The 17282-nt window shown below is 73.9% G+C and carries 17 protein-coding genes; 2 read left to right on the forward strand and 15 right to left on the reverse strand.

The genetic code is table 11. The annotated features are described in order from the left end of the window. Positions 1–97: 97 nt before the first annotated feature. The 7 genes from O7628_RS05215 to O7628_RS05245 all read right to left on the reverse strand — a co-directional run bounded on the left by O7628_RS05215 (position 98) and on the right by O7628_RS05245 (position 6866). Positions 98–931 carry a carbohydrate ABC transporter permease gene (locus O7628_RS05215; RefSeq protein ID WP_074474918.1) on the reverse strand — a complete coding sequence of 278 codons (834 nt, stop codon included), beginning with the start codon at positions 929–931 and terminating at the stop codon, positions 98–100. Between the two features lie 11 nt (positions 932–942). Next, positions 943–1929 (reverse strand): sugar ABC transporter permease, encoded by a 987-nt coding sequence (locus O7628_RS05220; protein WP_278128751.1) that lies wholly within the window; start codon positions 1927–1929, stop codon positions 943–945. After that, a complete protein-coding gene (locus O7628_RS05225) occupies positions 1926–3215 on the reverse strand; it encodes a sugar ABC transporter substrate-binding protein (protein WP_278128753.1) in 1290 nt (429 codons plus the stop codon). The genes O7628_RS05220 and O7628_RS05225 overlap by 4 nt, the downstream gene beginning before the upstream one ends. Positions 3216–3428: 213 nt before the next feature. Next, a complete protein-coding gene (locus O7628_RS05230) occupies positions 3429–3710 on the reverse strand; it encodes a GlsB/YeaQ/YmgE family stress response membrane protein (protein ID WP_178066103.1) in 282 nt (93 codons plus the stop codon). A gap of 207 nt (positions 3711–3917) precedes the next feature. Next, positions 3918–4205: a GlsB/YeaQ/YmgE family stress response membrane protein gene (locus O7628_RS05235; protein ID WP_043966762.1), complete on the reverse strand. Its 288-nt coding sequence runs from the start codon at positions 4203–4205 to the stop codon at positions 3918–3920. A gap of 139 nt (positions 4206–4344) precedes the next feature. Further along, positions 4345–6222, reverse strand: a complete 1878-nt coding sequence (gene lepA / locus O7628_RS05240; RefSeq protein ID WP_278128755.1) for a translation elongation factor 4 — start codon at positions 6220–6222, stop codon at positions 4345–4347. Between the two features lie 110 nt (positions 6223–6332). Then, complete coding sequence (locus O7628_RS05245) at positions 6333–6866, reverse strand: DUF4240 domain-containing protein (protein ID WP_178066104.1); 534 nt, start codon at positions 6864–6866, stop codon at positions 6333–6335. Positions 6867–6949: 83 nt separating this feature from the next. On the opposite strand from O7628_RS05245, the gene O7628_RS05250 reads away from it, so the two are divergent. Further along, positions 6950–7942, forward strand: coding sequence for a phosphotransferase (locus O7628_RS05250; RefSeq protein WP_278128756.1), 993 nt, complete (start codon positions 6950–6952; stop codon positions 7940–7942). Positions 7943–8209: 267 nt separating this feature from the next. Further along, positions 8210–8476, forward strand: coding sequence for a 30S ribosomal protein S20 (gene rpsT, locus O7628_RS05255; RefSeq protein WP_043966753.1), 267 nt, complete (start codon positions 8210–8212; stop codon positions 8474–8476). 315 nt (positions 8477–8791) lie between these two features. On the opposite strand, the gene O7628_RS05260 is transcribed toward rpsT, so the two are convergent. The 8 genes from O7628_RS05260 to nadD all read right to left on the reverse strand — a co-directional run bounded on the left by O7628_RS05260 (position 8792) and on the right by nadD (position 17229). Next, positions 8792–9388 (reverse strand): hypothetical protein, encoded by a 597-nt coding sequence (locus O7628_RS05260; RefSeq protein WP_278136224.1) that lies wholly within the window; start codon positions 9386–9388, stop codon positions 8792–8794. 29 nt (positions 9389–9417) lie between these two features. Next, positions 9418–10398, reverse strand: coding sequence for a DNA polymerase III subunit delta (gene holA / locus O7628_RS05265; RefSeq protein WP_278128759.1), 981 nt, complete (start codon positions 10396–10398; stop codon positions 9418–9420). 123 nt (positions 10399–10521) lie between these two features. Beyond that, positions 10522–12882 (reverse strand): ComEC/Rec2 family competence protein, encoded by a 2361-nt coding sequence (locus O7628_RS05270; protein ID WP_278136225.1) that lies wholly within the window; start codon positions 12880–12882, stop codon positions 10522–10524. A 128-nt stretch (positions 12883–13010) separates the two neighbouring features. Beyond that, positions 13011–13763 (reverse strand): ComEA family DNA-binding protein, encoded by a 753-nt coding sequence (locus O7628_RS05275; protein ID WP_347405228.1) that lies wholly within the window; start codon positions 13761–13763, stop codon positions 13011–13013. A 694-nt stretch (positions 13764–14457) separates the two neighbouring features. After that, positions 14458–15408 carry a DegV family protein gene (locus O7628_RS05280; protein WP_278128761.1) on the reverse strand — a complete coding sequence of 317 codons (951 nt, stop codon included), beginning with the start codon at positions 15406–15408 and terminating at the stop codon, positions 14458–14460. A gap of 77 nt (positions 15409–15485) precedes the next feature. Further along, positions 15486–16115 (reverse strand): histidine phosphatase family protein, encoded by a 630-nt coding sequence (locus tag O7628_RS05285; protein ID WP_178066108.1) that lies wholly within the window; start codon positions 16113–16115, stop codon positions 15486–15488. After that, positions 16112–16522, reverse strand: a complete 411-nt coding sequence (gene rsfS, locus O7628_RS05290) for a ribosome silencing factor (protein ID WP_178066109.1) — start codon at positions 16520–16522, stop codon at positions 16112–16114. The genes O7628_RS05285 and rsfS overlap by 4 nt, the downstream gene beginning before the upstream one ends. A 110-nt stretch (positions 16523–16632) precedes the next feature. Beyond that, a complete protein-coding gene (nadD, locus tag O7628_RS05295) occupies positions 16633–17229 on the reverse strand; it encodes a nicotinate-nucleotide adenylyltransferase (protein ID WP_278128765.1) in 597 nt (198 codons plus the stop codon). Positions 17230–17282 lie beyond the last annotated feature (53 nt).

The raw sequence follows: 17282 nt of genomic DNA on the forward strand, positions 1-17282 counted from the left end.
CGCCGATCCCCGCCCGACGCGGCCCGTCCGCCCGACGGGGTGTGAGAAGGGGACCCTTCTCGACAGAATGCGTTAACAAGCGGCCCTTCCTTGCACCTCAGCCCTTGACGGCGCCCGCCACCAGGCCGGAGACCATCCGGCGTTGCACCAGCAGGAAGAAGACGATCACCGGCAGGGTGAACAGCGTCGAGGCGGCCATCACCGGCCCCCAGGCGGTGTCGTCGCGGCCGAAGAAGAACGTCATCGCCACCGGCAGGGTGTAGCGGTCCTGGTCGTTGACGAAGGTCAGCGCGAAGATCAGCTCGTTCCAGGCGGTGATGAAGGAGAAGATGCTGGTGGCCACCAGGCCCGGCGCGACCAGCGGGAACAGGACGCGGCGGAAGGTCTGGGCGCGGCTCGCGCCGTCGATCGCCGCGGCTTCCTCCAGTTCCTTGGGCACCGCGGCCACGAACCCGCGCAGCATCCAGACCGCGAACGGCAGCGAGAACCCGAGGTACGTCAGGACGAGGCTGGGCAGCGTGTTGTAGAGGCCGAGCCGCTGGATCATCAGGAACAGCGGGATGACCAGCGCCTCCAGCGGGATCATCTGCACCACCAGCAGCATGATCAGGAAGCTGGTGCGCAGCTTGAACCGGAACCGGGCCACCGCCGTCGCGGCGAGCAGCGCGACGAGGCCGCTGAGCACCACGGTCGACACCGCCACGAGCACGGAGTTGAGGAAGAAGTCCAGGAAGGTCACGCCGGGGATGAGGTTGCCGGTGAGGATCTCCCGGTAGTGCTCCAGCGTCGGCGCGGTCGGCACCGGCCGGGGCGTGGCCGAGAAGATCTCCCGGTTGGGCTTGAGCGACGTCGCGATCATCCAGTAGACGGGGAACGCCGCGAAGAGCGCCACCAGCAGGCCCGCCCCGTTGAGGGCGATCCGCTTCACCACCGCGCCGCGCTTCACGCGTCCTCCTCCTGCTTGAGCACCATCCGCACGTAGAGGCCGGTCACCACCAGCAGGATCAGCGTGAGGATGACGGCGATCGCCGCGCCCAGGCCGTACTTGGGGGGCGGGGAGAACGCCTCGGCGTACGAGTAGATCGACAGCATGAACGTCGGCCGGTCCTGGGTGCCGCCGGCCAGCACGAACTGCTGGGTGAACACCTTGAAGTCCCAGATCGTGGAGAGCACCACGAGGATGCCGAAGACGGGCCGCAGCAGCGGGAAGGTGATCTTCCAGAAGACCTTCCACGGGCCGGCCCCGTCGACCCGGGCCGCCTCGTGCAGCTCGCTCGGCACGCTCTTGAGCCCCGCCAGCACGCTGACGGCGATGAACGGGAACGAGTGCCAGACCACCACGAGGGTGAGGATCGAGAAGAACATCAGCGGCGAGTTGAACCAGCCGTACCCGGTCCAGTCGGCGCGGCCGAACAGCGCGTTCGACAGCCCGTCGGGCAGGGCGTTGAACAGCCAGGTCACCAGGCCCGAGGTGTCGTCGAACAGCCACTTCCACACGATGGTGCCGGTCAGCGCCGGGGTGGCCCAGGCCAGCATCACGCAGCTCCCGACGAAGGTGGCCATCCGCCGGCCGAGCCGGTTGAGCAGCAGCCCGACCAGCGTGCCGAGGACCATCGTGAGGGCGACGTTGGCCGCGGCGAAGAGCACCGTGTTGCGCAGCACGGTGCGGAAGAACGGGTCGCCGAGGATCTCGGCGTAGTTGCCGAGCCCGACCCACGGCCAGTCCCGGTCGCCGCGCAGTTGCCGGACGTTGTCGAGCCGGAAGAAGGACATCGTCACGACCTGGCCGAGCGGCCACAGCAGCAGGACGCCGATGATCGCCAGGCAGGGCAGGAGCAGCAGGTAGGGCAGGCGGTCGACCCGGCGACGCCGCCGCGCGGGGGTCTCCCGCGCGGCGGGCGTCTCCGGCGCCTGGGTCAGCGTGGTCACTTCGCGTTGAGGATGCTTTCCATCTCGGCGGCCGCGTCGGCGGTGGCCTGTTCGACCGTCTTCTGACCCTTGATGACCGAGCTGTTCATAGCCTGGGTCACCGTCTTGGTGCGGCTGACCTCGACCCACTTCGGGGTGAGCGGGGTAAGCCTGGTGTTCTGCAACGAGGTGGCGAACGCGGCCATGATCTTGTCGTTGGCGTACTCGCCGCCGCCGACGAGGTCGGAGTAGACCGGGAAGAAGCCGAGGCTGCTGGCGAACTCCTTGTCCTTCTGCTTGCTCAGCAGCACGGTCAGGTAGTCCCAGGCGAGGTCCTGCTTCTTGCTGTCCTGCCACAGGGCGACGTCCGAGCCGCCGGCGAAGGCCGGGGCCGGCTTGCCGTCCGGGCCGGGGACGGGGAAGGTGCCCCAGACCTTCTCGATCTCGGGGTTGTCCTTCTTGATGGCGCCGGCCTGCCAGCTGCCGGCGAAGGCCATCGCCGCCTTGCCGGTGGCGAACTGGGTGCGGGCGTCGATCTCGTTCCACCCGGCGGCGGCGGGCGGGGCGACCTTGTGCACGGTGACGAGGTCGGTCCAGAACTTGACCGCCTGCTGGGCCTGTGGGCTGGTGTAGCCGGACTTCCAGGCGTCGCCCTGCCGGGTGGCGATCTCGCCGCCCGCGCCCCAGAGGAAGGAGTAGAAGGGCAGCTCCGAGTTGCCCGGCAGCGCGATGCCGTAGGTGCCCGGCTTCTTGGCCTGCACGGCCTTGGCGGCGGCGACCAGCTCGTCCCAGTTCGTCGGCGGCTTGACGCCGGCCTCGGCGAACCAGTCGGTGCGGTAGTAGAGGGCGCGGACGCCGGCGTACCACGGCACGCCGTACTGCTTGCCGTCGAGCTGGGCGTTGCGGACGAGGTCGGGCAGGATGTCCTTGCCCTCGGGCCAGGCGGCGAACTTGGCGGTGACGTCGGCGAGCGCCTCCTGGGCGGCCCAGCCCTGGGTCTCGGTGTTGCCGAGCTCGGTCACGTCGGGGCCTTCGCCGCCGGCGAGCGCCGCCTGGAACTTCTTGGGCGCCTCGAGCCAGGGGATGTACTGGACGACGACGTCGGTGTCGGGGTGCTTCTTCTGGAACTCGGCCTCGACGCCGTCGAGGAACGCCGTCTGCGCCTCGCTGCCCTCGCCCATCATCCAGACGGTCAGCTTGCTGTTGTCGGCGGCCTCGTCGTCGCCCGAGCCGCCGCAGCCGGCGAGCACCATCGCGGCCGACGCCACCACGGCGGTGACCGGGGCCAGCCGTTTCCACCTGTTCACGCCACATCTCCCTCGCGCCGTCCTGGCACTAACCTTCTCTGCCGCACCCTAGTAGGTAAAATTCCTTTACGACAGGGGGCGGGCGGGGGCGAGGCGACCGTACCGCAGGCCAGGCGGCCGAGGGCAGCCCGACATCGGGGCAAAGCCGGGCGTACACACGCGAAAGGGCGCCCGACCCGGAGGCCGGACGCCCGTTCGTGCGCCGTGGGGTGCTTACCGGTGGGTGACGCTGCGGCGACCGCCCACCCCGGCCACGATCGCGACCGCGATGGCGGCGACCACGACCTGCACGAGCAGCTCGGCCCAGTCGATGCCGGCGGTCTCGGTGGCGATGCCCACCGCCCGGGCGAGCACGGTGCCGAGCAGGGCCGCGCCCACGCCGATCAGCATGTGCAGCCAGATCGGCATGTTCTGCCGACCCGGGACGACCAGGCGGCCCAGCGCGCCCACGATCAGACCGACGATGAGCGCGGTGATGATTCCGACAACGGTCATGGTCGTTCTCCTCAGAAAGCTCAGAAAGACTTGTTCACTGTCGCGACCATCAAGTTCCCGGGCCGCCAGAAATTCAAACCCGTCATCGCGGGATGTATTTGCCAAGACGTCGTCGCGGCGCGCCTGCGCCGGCCGGAGACACCGACCGGAATGCGAACGGGCGCCCGACCGGAATGGTCGGGCGCCCGTCGGGCCAGCGATGTGTCGTTACCGGTGGGTGACGCTGCGGCGGCGGCCCACCCCGGCGACCAGGGCCACGGCGATGGCGGCCAGGACGACCTGGACCAGCAGCTCGCCCCAGTCCACGCCGGCGGTCTCGGTGGCGATGCCCATCGCCCGGGCGAGCACGGTGCCGAGCAGGGCCGCGCCGATGCCGATCAGCATGTGCAGCCAGATCGGCATGTTCTGCCGACCCGGGACGACCAGGCGGCCCAGCGCGCCGACGATGAGACCAACGACGATGGCGGTGATGATGCCCCAAACGGTGAGCTCCACGGTCGTCCTCCTCCTCAGGAAGTGTCACAACGGTGTGTTGAAGCTGTCGTGACCGCTAAGTTCCCGGGGGCCCGAAATCCCAAACCCGGCCGGGGCGTCGCGCCCCGGCCGGGTCGGTGTCGCGCAGTGGCGACACCACTCACTTCTTGCCGGCGGCCTTGCCGTCGCCGGCGTCGGACGAGAGGGCGGCGATGAACGCCTCCTGGGGGACCTCGACCCGGCCCACCATCTTCATCCGCTTCTTGCCCTCCTTCTGCTTCTCCAGCAGCTTGCGCTTGCGGCTGATGTCGCCGCCGTAGCACTTGGCGAGCACGTCCTTGCGGATCGCCCGGATGGTCTCCCGGGCGATCACCCGGCTGCCGATAGCCGCCTGGATCGGCACCTCGAACTGCTGGCGCGGGATCAGGTTGCGCAGCTTCGCGGCGATGGTGACGCCATAGTTGTACGCCTTGTCCTTGTGCACGATGGCGCTGAACGCGTCCACCGGCTCGCCGTGCAGCAGGATGTCCACCTTCACCAGGTCGGACGCCTGCTCGCCGGAGGGCTCGTAGTCCAGCGAGGCGTAGCCCTTGGTGCGGCTCTTGAGCTGGTCGAAGAAGTCGAAGATGATCTCGGCCAGGGGCAGGGTGTAGCGCAGCTCGACGCGGTCGGTCGAAAGGTAGTCCATGCCGAGCAGGCTGCCCCGGCGGCCCTGGCACAGCTCCATGACCGCGCCGACGTAGTCGTTCGGGGTCAGGACCGTGGCCCGCACCACCGGCTCGTACACCTCGGCGATCCTGCCGGTGGGGTACTCGCTCGGGTTGGTCACCACCAGCTCCTGGCCGTCCTCGGTGATGGCCCGGTAGACCACGTTCGGGGCGGTGGAGATCAGGTCGAGGTTGTACTCCCGCTCCAGCCGCTCCCGGATGATCTCCAGATGCAGCAGGCCGAGGAAGCCGCAGCGGAAGCCGAACCCGAGCGCGCCCGAGGTCTCCGGCTCGTAGTCCAGCGCGGCGTCGTTGAGCTTGAGCTTGTCCAGCGCCTCGCGCAGGTTGGGGTAGTCGGACCCGTCGATCGGGTAGAGGCCGGAGTAGACCATCGGCTTCGGGTCCTTGTAGCCGCCGAGGGCCTGGGTCGCGGGCCTGCCGTTGATGGTGACGGTGTCACCGACCCGGGACTGGCGGACGTCCTTCACGCCGGTGATCAGGTAACCCACCTCGCCGACGCCGAGCGCGTCGGCCTTCACCATCTCCGGGGAGATGACGCCGATCTCCAGCAGCTCGTGGACCGCGCCGGTCGACATCATCTTGATCCGGTCCCGGGCGCTGATCCGACCGTCGATCACCCGGACGTAGGTGACCACGCCCCGGTAGACGTCGTACACCGAGTCGAAGATCATCGCGCGGGCGGGCGCGGCGGCGTCGCCGACCGGCGGGACGAACTGCCGGACGATCTCGTCGAGCAGGTACGGCACCCCGTCGCCGGTCTTGCCGGAGACCCGGATGCAGTCCGCCGGGTCGCCGCCGATCAGGTGGGCCAGCTCCTCGGCGTACTTCTCGGGCTGGGCGGCCGGCAGGTCGATCTTGTTGAGCACCGGAATGATCTTCAGATCGTTCTCGAGCGCCAGGTAGAGGTTCGCCAGGGTCTGCGCCTCGATGCCCTGCGCGGCGTCCACCAGCAGCAGCGCGCCCTCGCAGGCGGCCAGGGACCGGGACACCTCGTACGTGAAGTCGACGTGCCCCGGGGTGTCGATCATGTTGAGGACGGCCTGCTCGCCGGCCCGGTCGCCCTCCCGGATCGTCCACGGCATCCGCACGGCCTGGCTCTTGATGGTGATGCCGCGCTCGCGCTCGATGTCCATCCGGTCCAGGTACTGCGCGCGCATCTGCCGGGGGTCGACCACACCGGTGAGCTGCAACATCCGGTCGGCCAGGGTCGACTTCCCATGGTCGATGTGGGCGATGATGCAGAAGTTCCGGATGCGCGCCGGGTCGGTGGCACCAGGAGCGTTCGCGCCGGAATCGAGCGTCGGTGGCACAGCGGTCCGTTCTGGTCGGCTGACGTGAGCGGGCCGGCGCGGACGCCAGCCCCCTCTATGCTCCCACGTCGCCCCGGGGGCGGTCGGATCACTCCTCCCGACGCCCTGGCTCACTCCGCCGGGGCCTCCACGAACAGGGCGGCGAGCTTCGGCAACTGGCGGCGGGCCTCGTCCTCGTCGTCGAAGTCCCAGAACTCGCCCAACTCCGGGTAGGGGACGTCCTCCACCGGCGGCAGCTCTGCGGCGGTCGCCTTCCGGTACGCCTCCTCCGCGACCGTCAGCATCGCCTCCGCCTCGAACTCCTCCCCGGTGAGCGCCGCCTGACGGATCTTCGGCAGCTCGGCCAGCGAGTCCGGGTCGGCCACGGCACGGGCGAAGACCTGCCGGCCCTGGGTCATCAGCCAACCCCGGAAGTACTCGAACCCGTCGTCGGACGCGCCGCCGTTGATCAGGTAGGCCGCGCCCCAGAGCTCGGCCCGGTAGGAGGCCGCCATCACCCGGCGCTGGTGCCGCGCGTACCCGATGATGTCGGCGGCGTCGCGCTCGGCCAGCAGCGCGACCGCCCGGGCGGCGACCGCGCCGGCCGCGCCGCCCCCGCCGGCCCGGGCCTGGTCGATCAACTGCCAGAAGTCGTCGGTCCTCATGGTCAGGCAGTCTGGCAGAGCCGTCCGACGCCGGCGGGCGACACGGTACGGCGGGAGTGGGCGGGGTGGGGCAGCATGGGCTGGTGACCCCGAGCGCGCTCCCCCCGGTGTCGTACGACGCGACCGCCCAGCGGCCCTCCTGGGCCGACCTGCCGGCGGGGCTGCGGGCGGCGGTGACCGCCCGGCTGGGCACGCCGGTGTCGGTGGTGAAGGTGGCCGGCGCCGGGTTCACCCGGGGCTTCGCCGCCGTGGTGGCGGGGGCCGACGGCCGGCGCGTGTTCGTCAAGGCGGCGTCGCTCACCGAGCAGCGTCACCTCGTCGACTGGTACGCCCGGGAGGCCGCCGTGCTCGACCGGCTCCCCGCCGGCCTGCCGGTCCCCCGCCCGCGCTGGACGGTCGCGGCGGCCGGCTGGTACGCCCTCGGCCTGGACGCCATCGACGGGCGGACGCCCACGCTGCCCTGGGCACGCGCCGACCTCGACGCCACCCTGGCCGGCTACGCCGAGGTGGCGGCGGCCCTGGCCGACCCGCCGCCCGAACTGGTCGCGCTCGGCCTGCCTCGGCTGGCCGACCTGGCCCGGGAGGACATCCTCTGGTGGGGCGAGGTGGCCGCCGGCCGGGAGCCGGCCCCGGACCTGCCGCCCGGGGCGCGGCGGCGGCTGCCCGACCTGGTCGCGCTGGAGTCCCGCCTCCCCGACTACGCCGCCCGCGGCGGCCTCGCCCACGGCGACCTGCGCCTGGACAACGTGCTCGTCGACCCGGCCGGGCGGGCCTGGTTCTGCGACTGGAACTGGCTCTGCCACGGGCCGGCCTGGTTCGACCTGGTCAGCCTGCTGATCACCGCCCACGCCGGCGGCCTCGACGCCGACGCGCGCTTCGCGGGGCACCCGGCGACGGCCGGGGCGCCCGCGGACGCCCTCGACGTCACCCTCGCCGCGCTCTCGGGATACCTGCTCACCTCGGCGGCCGCCGGCCCGACCGACGCGTCCCCGCACCTGCGGGCCCACCAGCGCTGGAGCGGCGAGCAGGCCCTCGGCTGGCTCGCCGCCCGCCAGGGCTGGGACCTCGCCACCTGACGGGGCCCGGACCTCCCCGCCTGACCACCTGCGACGCCCCACCTGACGGGGTGGGGATCTCGCCACCCGGTGACGTGCGACGCCGCCACCGGGCCGGGACGGCGCCGCCCGGCCCCGACCGGCCCGCGGCGCCCTGTCCGGCGGGGCGCGACGGGCCGTTTTGGCTCGTCCCGACGGACCTGGTAACCTGGCTCTTCGCGCAGCGATGACGCATGCTCGTCGCGCGCACAAGCAGACCAACCCGAGCTATCAAGACGAGGCTGTCGCGTGGCGAACATCAAGTCCCAGATCAAGCGCAACCGGCAGAACGAGAAGCGCCGGCTGCGTAACAAGTCGGTCAAGTCGTCGCTGAAGACCGCCATCCGGAAGTTCCACGAGGCCGCTGAGGCTGGCGACGCCGAGAAGGCTGCCGTTCTCATGCGGGACGCCTCGCGCAAGCTGGACAAGGCGGTCAGCAAGGGCGTGATCCACTCCAACCAGGCGGCCAACCGCAAGTCGGCGATCGCCAAGCGCGTGGTCTCGCTCTCCGCCTGACGCGGCGAACACGGACCTGAGCCGGAAGCCCCGGGATCACCGGGGCTTCCGGCTTTCCGCGTGCCGGCCCGCCCGGCGCGGGGCCTTCCCGGCGCGCGGGGCCTTCCCGGCGCGCGGGGCCTTCCCGGCGGCGCCGGCACTGCCATGTCGGCGACATGGGGCCTTCCGGCGGCGCTGATACCACCATGTCGGCGACATGGAGTCGATCACCTCAGTCCGCCACCGGCCCAGCGCGGGATCGTGCGTCCAGCGGATCGCCCGTCCTGGAGGATCGCTTCTCTCCGGAGGATCCCGCTTGCCGGGCCGGGAGTCGGATCACCGGTCGGGTCGGGTCTCCTCCACCCAGGGTGCCGGCCCAAACCCGGCGAACTCGGAGCCGGCGAACTCGGAGCCGGCGAACCGGGAGTCGGGGCCCACGCCCCGAGTCACGGGCGGTCCGCCGGAACGCATGCCGCTGATGGCGACCCGACCCCGGGCGCCTGCCGCGCCGGCCGCACCAGCGTGGCCGCCGGCACCGGGCACGGTGACACCGACGTTCCGGGCCGACGCAGCGGGGTCGCCGAAAGAGGCACCCGGGCTGCCGAACGGCGCTGCCGCCGCGCTCCGCACCGTGGCGCGGCCGACGACAGGTGCCAACTGCCGGCGAAAGCGGTCCCGCTCCTGCTCGGGCACCAGGGCGGCCGTCCGGACCACCAACTCGGCGACCATGTCGTTGAGCTTGACCATCACGGCCACGGCGGCGGGCAGGACCAGCACCGCCCACCAGGTCACCAGCTCGGCCAGGGCGAGCAGGGCGGCCAGCGAGACGGCCCCCTCGAAGAAGAGGAAGCAGAGCACCCCGCCGGGGTTGACGAACCGGAGGCCCAGGGCCCGGGCGTAGAGGGGACGGTAGCGCTCCTCCTCGGTGGGCACTGTCGCCCACGACGCCCGGACCGGCCGGGTCACCGGGCGCCGCCCTGCCGGGCCGCCGCGACCGAGAAGACCGCCCGCTCCAGGGCGTACGCCCGGTCGTCCGAGCCGCCCTTGACCGCCGCGTTGCACTCGGCGGCCGCCTGCATCGCCCGCACCAGCCCCTCCGGGGTCCAGCCCCGGGCCCGCTGCTGGGCGCTCCTGACCTTCCACGCCGGCATGCCGAGGCTGCTCGCCAGCTGGTACGGGTCACCCCGCCCGGCCGCCGCGACCCGGGCGACGGTGCGCACGCCGTCGGCGAGCGCGTCGGCGATCGGGACCGGGTCCACGCCGACGTGCAACGCCCAGCGCAGCGCCTCCAGCGCCGCCGGCACGTCGCCGACCATGGTGGCGTCGGCGACGGTGAAGCCGCTCACCTCCACCCGCCCCTTGTAGTAGCGGGCCACGGTGTCCGCGCCGATCCGGCCGTCGGTGTCGGCGACCAGTTGGGAGCAGGCGGCGGCCAGCTCGCGCAGGTCGGTGCCGACCGCCGCGATGAGCGCCTCCGCCGCGTCGTCGGTGCATTTGCCGCCGGCCCGGCGGACCTCGTCGCGGACGAAGGCCACCCGCTCGCGGTGCCCCTTGAGCTTCGCCGCCGGCACCACGGTCGCGCCGGCCGCCCGCAGCCCGTCCGCGAACGCCTTGCCCTTGGCCGCCCCGAGGTGCAGCACCACGAGGTGGACCTCGGGGTCGGGGTTCTTCGCGTACGCCAGCAGGGCGGCGACCAGGTCCTTGCGGGCGTCCTGACCGGAGCGCAGGACCAGCACCCGCCGGCCGCCGAACAGCGACGGGCTGAGCATTTCGGCGATCTCGCCGACGGTCAGTGTGCCGGCCTGGTATTCCCGGACGTCCACGCCCGCGTCGACGGCGCGGACCCGGGTCACCGCTTCGGTCACCGCGCGCGTGGCGAGCAGCTCCTCGTCGCCGAGGACCAGCAGAATGGGGGCAAGGTCGGGCGCGGTCACGCCGCCCATGTTCGCACGTCCGCTCCGCCGCGCGTGCCTGCTCGTCGAGCCCCGTGACGGCAGACCCCGCACTCAACGCAAATCTAGACATTCAACTCTCTCCACCATCAATGCCACCAATGCCCAAGGTCCTCACGGGCGGCTCCCGGCCGGCACGCCCCTGACCACCACGGCCATCCGGTCGCCGGCGCCGCGCACCACCGCCACGTCCCCGTCGGTGTCCGTGCGCAGCACCCGGGCTCCGCCCCGCGCCAGCCGGGCGAGCACGGCGGCGTTCGGGTGCCCGTACGAGTTGCCGGTCCCGACCGGCACCAGCGCCACGCTCGGCCGGACGACGTCCAGGAACGCCGGATCCTGGTAGGCCGACCCGTGATGGGCGACCTTCAGCACGTCGGCCCGGAGGCCGCCGGCCGCCGTGTGGTCCAGCAGCGCCCGCTGCTCCTCCGTCTCGGCGTCCCCGGCGAGCAGGATCCGCACCCCGGCGACCGTGGCGCGCAGCACCAGCGAGTTGTTGTTCGGGTCCGACCGGGTGCCCCGCAGCGGATACGGCGGCCCGAGCACGACCAGTTCCGCCCCGCCGCCCCGGTACGCCCACCCGACCCCCGCCGGGGCCACCGCCGCCCCGCCCGCCGCTGCGACGGCCCGCACCAGGTCCCGCCCGGCGGCGGGCTCGGGCCACTGCGGGGTGCGTACCGCCGCGACCCGGCGGCCCCGGAACACCCCGGCGACCCCACCGGTGTGGTCGGCGTGGAAGTGGCTGAACAGCAGCAGCGGCACCTCCCGTACGCCCAGCCGCCGCAGGCAGCCGTCCACCGCCGCCGGGTCGGGACCGGCGTCGACCACCACCGCCCGGCCGACCGCCACCGGCAGCACCAGCGCGTCGCCCTGGCCCACCGCGCACGCCACCGCCACCCAGCCCTCTGGCGGCCAGCCGCCGGCGACGAGGCGAACCGGCAGGGTGCCGGCGACCACCGCGACGGCGACCACCGCCACCAGCCGGCGCACCACCGGCCGCCGGGTGGCGACCAGCAGCGCCACGGTCAGCCCGGCCAGCAGCAGCGCGCCCGGCGCGCCGTCCGGCCAGGGCAGCGTGCCGGCCGGCAGCCGGGCACCGTACCGGGCGACGGTGACCAGCCACCAGGCCGGCCAACTCGCCAACCAGGCCGCCAACCCCGCGCCGGAGGGCCAGACCGGGGAGAGCACCGCCGCCGCCACGCCGAGCACCGTGGCGGGCGCGATCGCCGGGACGGCCAGCAGGTTCGCCGGGACCGCCACCAGGCTCACCGTGCCGGAGATCCCGGCGACCACCGGGCCGCAGGCGAGCTGCGCGGCGGCCGGCACGGCCAGCGCCTCGGCGAAACCGGGCGGCACGCCCCGCCGGCGCAGCCCGTCGCGCCAGCCCGGGGCGAGCAGCAGCAGCCCGGCCGTGGCCAGCACGGACAGGGCGAACCCCGGGTCGCCGGCCAGGTCCGGGTCGAACAGCACCAGCGCGGCCACCGCCGCGGCGAGCGCCGGCAGGGCGGCCCGGGGCCGGCCGGCGGCGAGCGCCGCCAACCCGATCGCGCCCATGGTCGCGGCGCGCACCACGCTCGGCGAGGGGCGGACCAGGATGACGAACCCGACCAGGGCCAGCACACACAGCCCGGCGGCCACCCGGGGGCCGGCCCTCGACCACCGGGCCAGCAGCAGCACCGCGCCGACGACGATCGCCACGTTGGAGCCCGAGACGGCGTTCAGGTGGGTCATCCCCGTCGTGCGGAAGTCCTCCTCCACGGCCGGCAGCAGTCGGCTGGTGTCGCCCACCACGAGGCCGGGCAGCAGCCCACCCTGCTCGTCGGGCAGCGGCTCGCAGACGCGTTGCAGGCCGGCCCGGAGGACGCCGGCGGCCCGCTGCGCCCACGGTGGCGGCCCGTGCCGCGTCGGCGGGCCGCGCACCGTGAGCACCGCAGCGGTCAGGTCGCCGCCGCGCGGCGCGCCGAGTCGCCCCTCGGCGCTGAGCCGCTGCCCGGGAAGCACCGCCCGCCAGGCCGGGTCGGTGGCGAGCAGCAGGACCCGCAGCGGCGCGCCGACCCGGACGCCGTCGGGGCCGGTCAGGGCGACCAGCTCGGCCCGGACCAGCAGGGTGGCGGGCCGGCCCGCGACGCCCCGGACCGGACGTGGGTCGGCCCGGACGATCAGGTCGACGCCGACCGTGGCCCGGTCGTCGACGAGCGCGCGGACGGCGGGGGCGTCCCGGACGCCGAGCCGGGCGGCCGTCGCCGTCGCCCCGCACACCACGCCGAGCAGCACGGCCACGGCGATCCACCCGTGCCGCCGGACGGGGCCAGCCGGGCGTCCCCACCGACCGAGCAGGTGCGCCGCGACGAGCGCGGCCAGCCCGGCCGCCCCGGCGGCGAGCAGCGCCGCCGCGCGGGCGCTCAGGTGCAGGCTCACCAGCGCGGCCAGCCAGGCGGCCACGGCCAGCCCGGCCAGCCGCAGGTCGGGCCCGTCCACGGTGCCGGCGGCCCGCTCGGCCGGCGCATCGCCCGCCGTGCCGACCCCGGCCGGGGCACCGGGTGCGGTGACGACCGCGCCGCCGTGGCCTGGCGACGCGCCCGCCGCCGGCGGCCCCGCGCTTGCGCTCACACCGTCACCAGTTCCTTGAGCTGCTCGTACCGGGAATCGCCGATGCCCTCCACCTGGCGCAGGTCGCCCACCGAACGGAACCCGCCGGTGCGGTCGCGGTGGTCGAGGATGCGCTGGGCCAGCACCGGCCCCACCCCGGGCAGCGTGTCGAGCTGGGCGAGGGTGGCCGTGTTCAGGTTGACCAGCCCGGCGGGGCCCGCCGGCCCCCCGCCGGCCGGCTGCCCGGGGGCGGCCGGGGCGGCACCGGGCTGGCCCGGCGGGGCGGTGACGCCGACCAGGATCAGCTCGCCGTCGGCGACCTTGCGGGCCGGGTTGAGCAACGCCACGTCGACACCGGGCAACGCGCCACCGGCCGCCTGCACGGCGTCGCCGACCCGCGCGCCCGCCGGCACCCGGACCAGCCCGGGGCGGCGCACCTTTCCGGCTACCGCCACCACCAGCTCGCCGCCCGGCGTCGGGGCGGCGGCCGGCGCTCCCGCCTCCGGCGCCGCGTCGAAGCCGGCGGCGGCGGACGGCTCGGCCCGGACCGGTTCGGCCTGCGGGCGGGAGCGCCACGCCCAGAAGCCGGCACCGAGCACCACTGCGACGGCGACCGCCGCCAGCGCCCGCACGCCCCGCCGGCCGGGGTCGAACGCACCGGGCCCCGGCAGCCGCGACGACCACCCGGACGCCGGCTCGCCGTCGGGGCCGGGTGTCGACTCACCGGTATGCCCCGGATCCGCGCCCCCGAGCGGACCGTCGCGCCCCAGACCCTCGCCCCCGGGCAGGCCGACGCGCCCCAGACCCTCATCTCCGAGCGAGCCAGCCCGGCCCAGGCCACCGCCCCCGAGCGAGCCCGGGACGGAAGACGACGCGCGGACGACCCGTCGGCCCGAGCCGGGATGCCGTTCCCCCGGCCAGGGCACCGGCCGCTCGGCCAGCGGCTCGCCGGCGAGCGGCCACCGGTCCTCCGGCGGCACCACGAGGGCCCGCCCGACAGCAGGCCCGCCCATCGGCCCCGGCGGCGGCCCGGCCGCCTCGGGCCGCCCGATTGTCGGTGGCGCGACCGGTTCGGCCGGCACTGCCGGCACAGCTGGGCGTACCGGGGGCGTGGTCGCCGGCGGTCCACCCGCCAACCATCGCAGCCGCCGCCGTACGACCGTCTCCTCGTCGTCTGACACGGCGCGAGGTTAGGCCGGCAACAGGTCCCTCCGGGGCCCACCGACCGCCACCTGTGGACAACGAAAGCCTCTGTGGACAATCGCCTGATCATGCCCACCATCTGCTATACGCCCACCCCACCCCGCCCGGTGGTCAAGAGGTCTGCGTCATCGCAGAGATCAACTCTGACGCCTTCTCTTGATCGACGGGCCAGGGGGCGTGCCGGTGGGGCGCGGTGTCGGCGTTGGCTGCTGCCAGGTCTGGTGATGTCGTATTCGACTCAGCTCCCTACGCAGCAGGATGTCAGCGGACCTCCGGCTCATCGACCGAAGCCAGGCCGGCCGAAGCCGCACCGGGCGAGTCCACGCCGGCCCTGCCTGCGCCGGAACCCGCCTCGGCCGGGCCGGGGCGGCGGTGCACGACGACGCAGGCCAGGCCCGGGCCGGCGTGCGCGGCGACCACCGCGCCGGCCTCCGTGACGTACGTCGAGCGCACCCGGTCGCCGAGCCGCTCGGTGAGCGCCGTGAGGAGGTGCCCGGCGCGTTGCGGGGCGGCGAGGTGGTGCACGGCGAGGTCGACGTCGGCGTCGCCGGCCGCCTCGACGGCGAGGTCGACGAGGCGGGCCACGCCCCGGCTGGCGGTGCGCACCTTGTCCCGGAGCACGATCGCCCCGTCCGGCATGTGCATGATCGGCTTGACCGACAGGGCGGTGCCGAGCAGCGCCTCGGCGGCCCCGATCCGGCCACCCCGGCGCAGGAACTCCAGCGTGTCGACGTAGAAGTAGATCGTGGTGCGGTCGATCGCGTCGGCCGCCGCGCGGCGTACCCCCGGAAGGTCGGCGCCCTCGGCGGCGGCCGCGGCGGCCGCGAGCGCCGGGAAGCCGAGGCCCATGCCGGTGGAGCGGCTGTCGACGACCGCGACCCGGTCGCCGCCGACCTGCGCGGCGGCCAGCCGGGCGGCCTCGACGGTGCCGGACAGCTCGGCCGACAGGTGCACCGAGACCACCGCGTCTGCGCCGGCGTCGAGCAGCTCACGGTACGTCCGCGCGAACTGCTCCGGTGCCGGCCGGGAGGTGCTGACCGTGACCCGCCGGCCGCCGAGCGCCCGGGTGGCGTCGCCGGGGAACATCTCGACGCCCTCCAGCCCCTCCGCGCCGTTGAGCACCACGGTCAGCGGCACGACGGTGAGTCGGTGTCGGCGCACCAGCTCGGGCGGTAGATAGGCGGTGGAGTCGGTGACGACCGCGACGGGCATTCCGGCACCGTAGCCGATCCGGGCCCGGACCGCCGTGGCCGCCCGGCCCGGGAAGCCGTGCACCGGGGGTCGCCGGGTCAGACCGCCTCGGCCGCCGCCGTGGTGGTCAGCACGCCGACGTTGTGCGCCCGCAGGTGCCAGCCGCGCGTGCCGCTGTCGCGCAGCTCGGTCCAGTGGCAGTTGCGCAGCGAGCCGATGGCCCGCAGCACCGCGTGGTCCCAGCCGAGCAGGTGCCCACAGCCCTGCCGGGCCGCGCCGCCGTGGGTGGCGATCACGATCGTCGCGCCGGGCCCGGCGTCGGCCGCTTCCTGGAGGGCGGCGCCGACCCGCTTGCCGAGGTCGTCGAGGCTCTCGATGTCGGCGCCCGGGTCGGGGTCGCCGGCCCGCCACCGGGCGTGCTCGTCGGGGTAGAGCCGCGCCGCCTCGGCGAGCTCCAGCCCCTGCCACCGCCCGAAGTGCCGCTCGCGCAGCCGGGCGTCGGCGCGTACCGGCAGGCCGGTGAGCGCGGCGAGGGCGGCGGCCGTGTCGGCGGCGCGGCGCAGGTCGCTGGCCACGATCGCGTCGGGGCGCAGCGCCGCGAGCAGCGGCGCGGCGGCGGCGGCCTGCTCGCGGCCGAGGTCGTTGAGGGGGACGTCGGTCTGCCCCTGCACCCGGCTCGCGGCGTTCCAGTCGGTGTTGCCGTGCCGCCAGACGATCAGTCGGGTCATTCGGCCGGTGCGGTGCCGGCGGCGGCCTCGGCCTCGACCAGGTCCCGGTCGACGAACGGGATCTGCGGGCAGTCCTTCCAGAGCCGGTCGAGGGCGTAGAACTCGCGCTCCTCGGTGTGCTGGACGTGCACGACCATGTCGACGTAGTCGAGCAGCACCCAGCGGCCGCCCCGCTCGCCCTCGCGCCGGACCGGCTTGGCCTTCTCCGGCAGCTCCAGCAGCCGCTCCTCGATGGCGTCGACGATGGCCAGCACCTGACGCTCGTTGGGGGCGGCGGCGAGCAGGAACGCGTCGGTGATGGCGAGCTGGTCACCCACGTCGATGATGACGATGTCCTGCGCCTTCTTGTCGGCCGCGGCCTGGGCGGCGGCCATCGCCAGCTCGTGAGCGCGTTCGGAAACTGTCACCGTTCTCCTTCGATCAACCGTGCGACCCTCCAAGCGTCTCACACCCGCTGACGTGACGACCTGTCGGTTCTGGCCGGTTTCGGGGACGAACGACCGCATATCCGGCGCGATCACCGCTGATAGAGCCGCCGTTTCGCGATGTACTGCACCACACCGTCGGGCACCAGATACCAGACCGGTTCGCCCCGGGCCACCCGGGCGCGGCAGTCCGTCGACGAGATGGCCATCGCGGGCACCTGCACCAGGCTCACCGTGTCGGCGGGCACGTGCTCGTCGGTCAGCTCGAAGCCGGGGCGGGTGACCCCGATGAAGTGTGCCAGCGCGAAGATCTCGTCGAGGTCCTTCCAGGACAGGATCCGCTCCAGCGCGTCCGCCCCGGTGATGAAGTAGAGCTGCACCTCGGGCCCGTACTCGGCGTGCAGGTCGCGCAGCGTGTCGACGGTGTACGTCGGCCCGCCCCGGTCGATGTCGACCCGGCTGACCTGGAACCGGGGGTTGGACGCGGTGGCGATCACCGTCATCAGGTAGCGGTCCTCGGCCGGGGTGACCGGCTGGTCCGCCTTCTGCCACGGCTGCCCGGTCGGCACGAAGACGACCTCGTCCAGCCCGAACCGGTCGGCCACCTCGCTGGCCGCGACCAGGTGACCGTGGTGGATCGGGTCGAACGTGCCGCCCATGATCCCGACCCGCCGGATGTCTTCCCGCACCCGCCGATCGTATGCGGGCCGCGCGCGGCGGCGCCTCCGGCCTGGGCCGCGGC

It is taken from the genome of Micromonospora sp. WMMD956 (assembly GCF_029626125.1).
Taxonomy (GTDB): domain Bacteria; phylum Actinomycetota; class Actinomycetes; order Mycobacteriales; family Micromonosporaceae; genus Micromonospora; species Micromonospora carbonacea.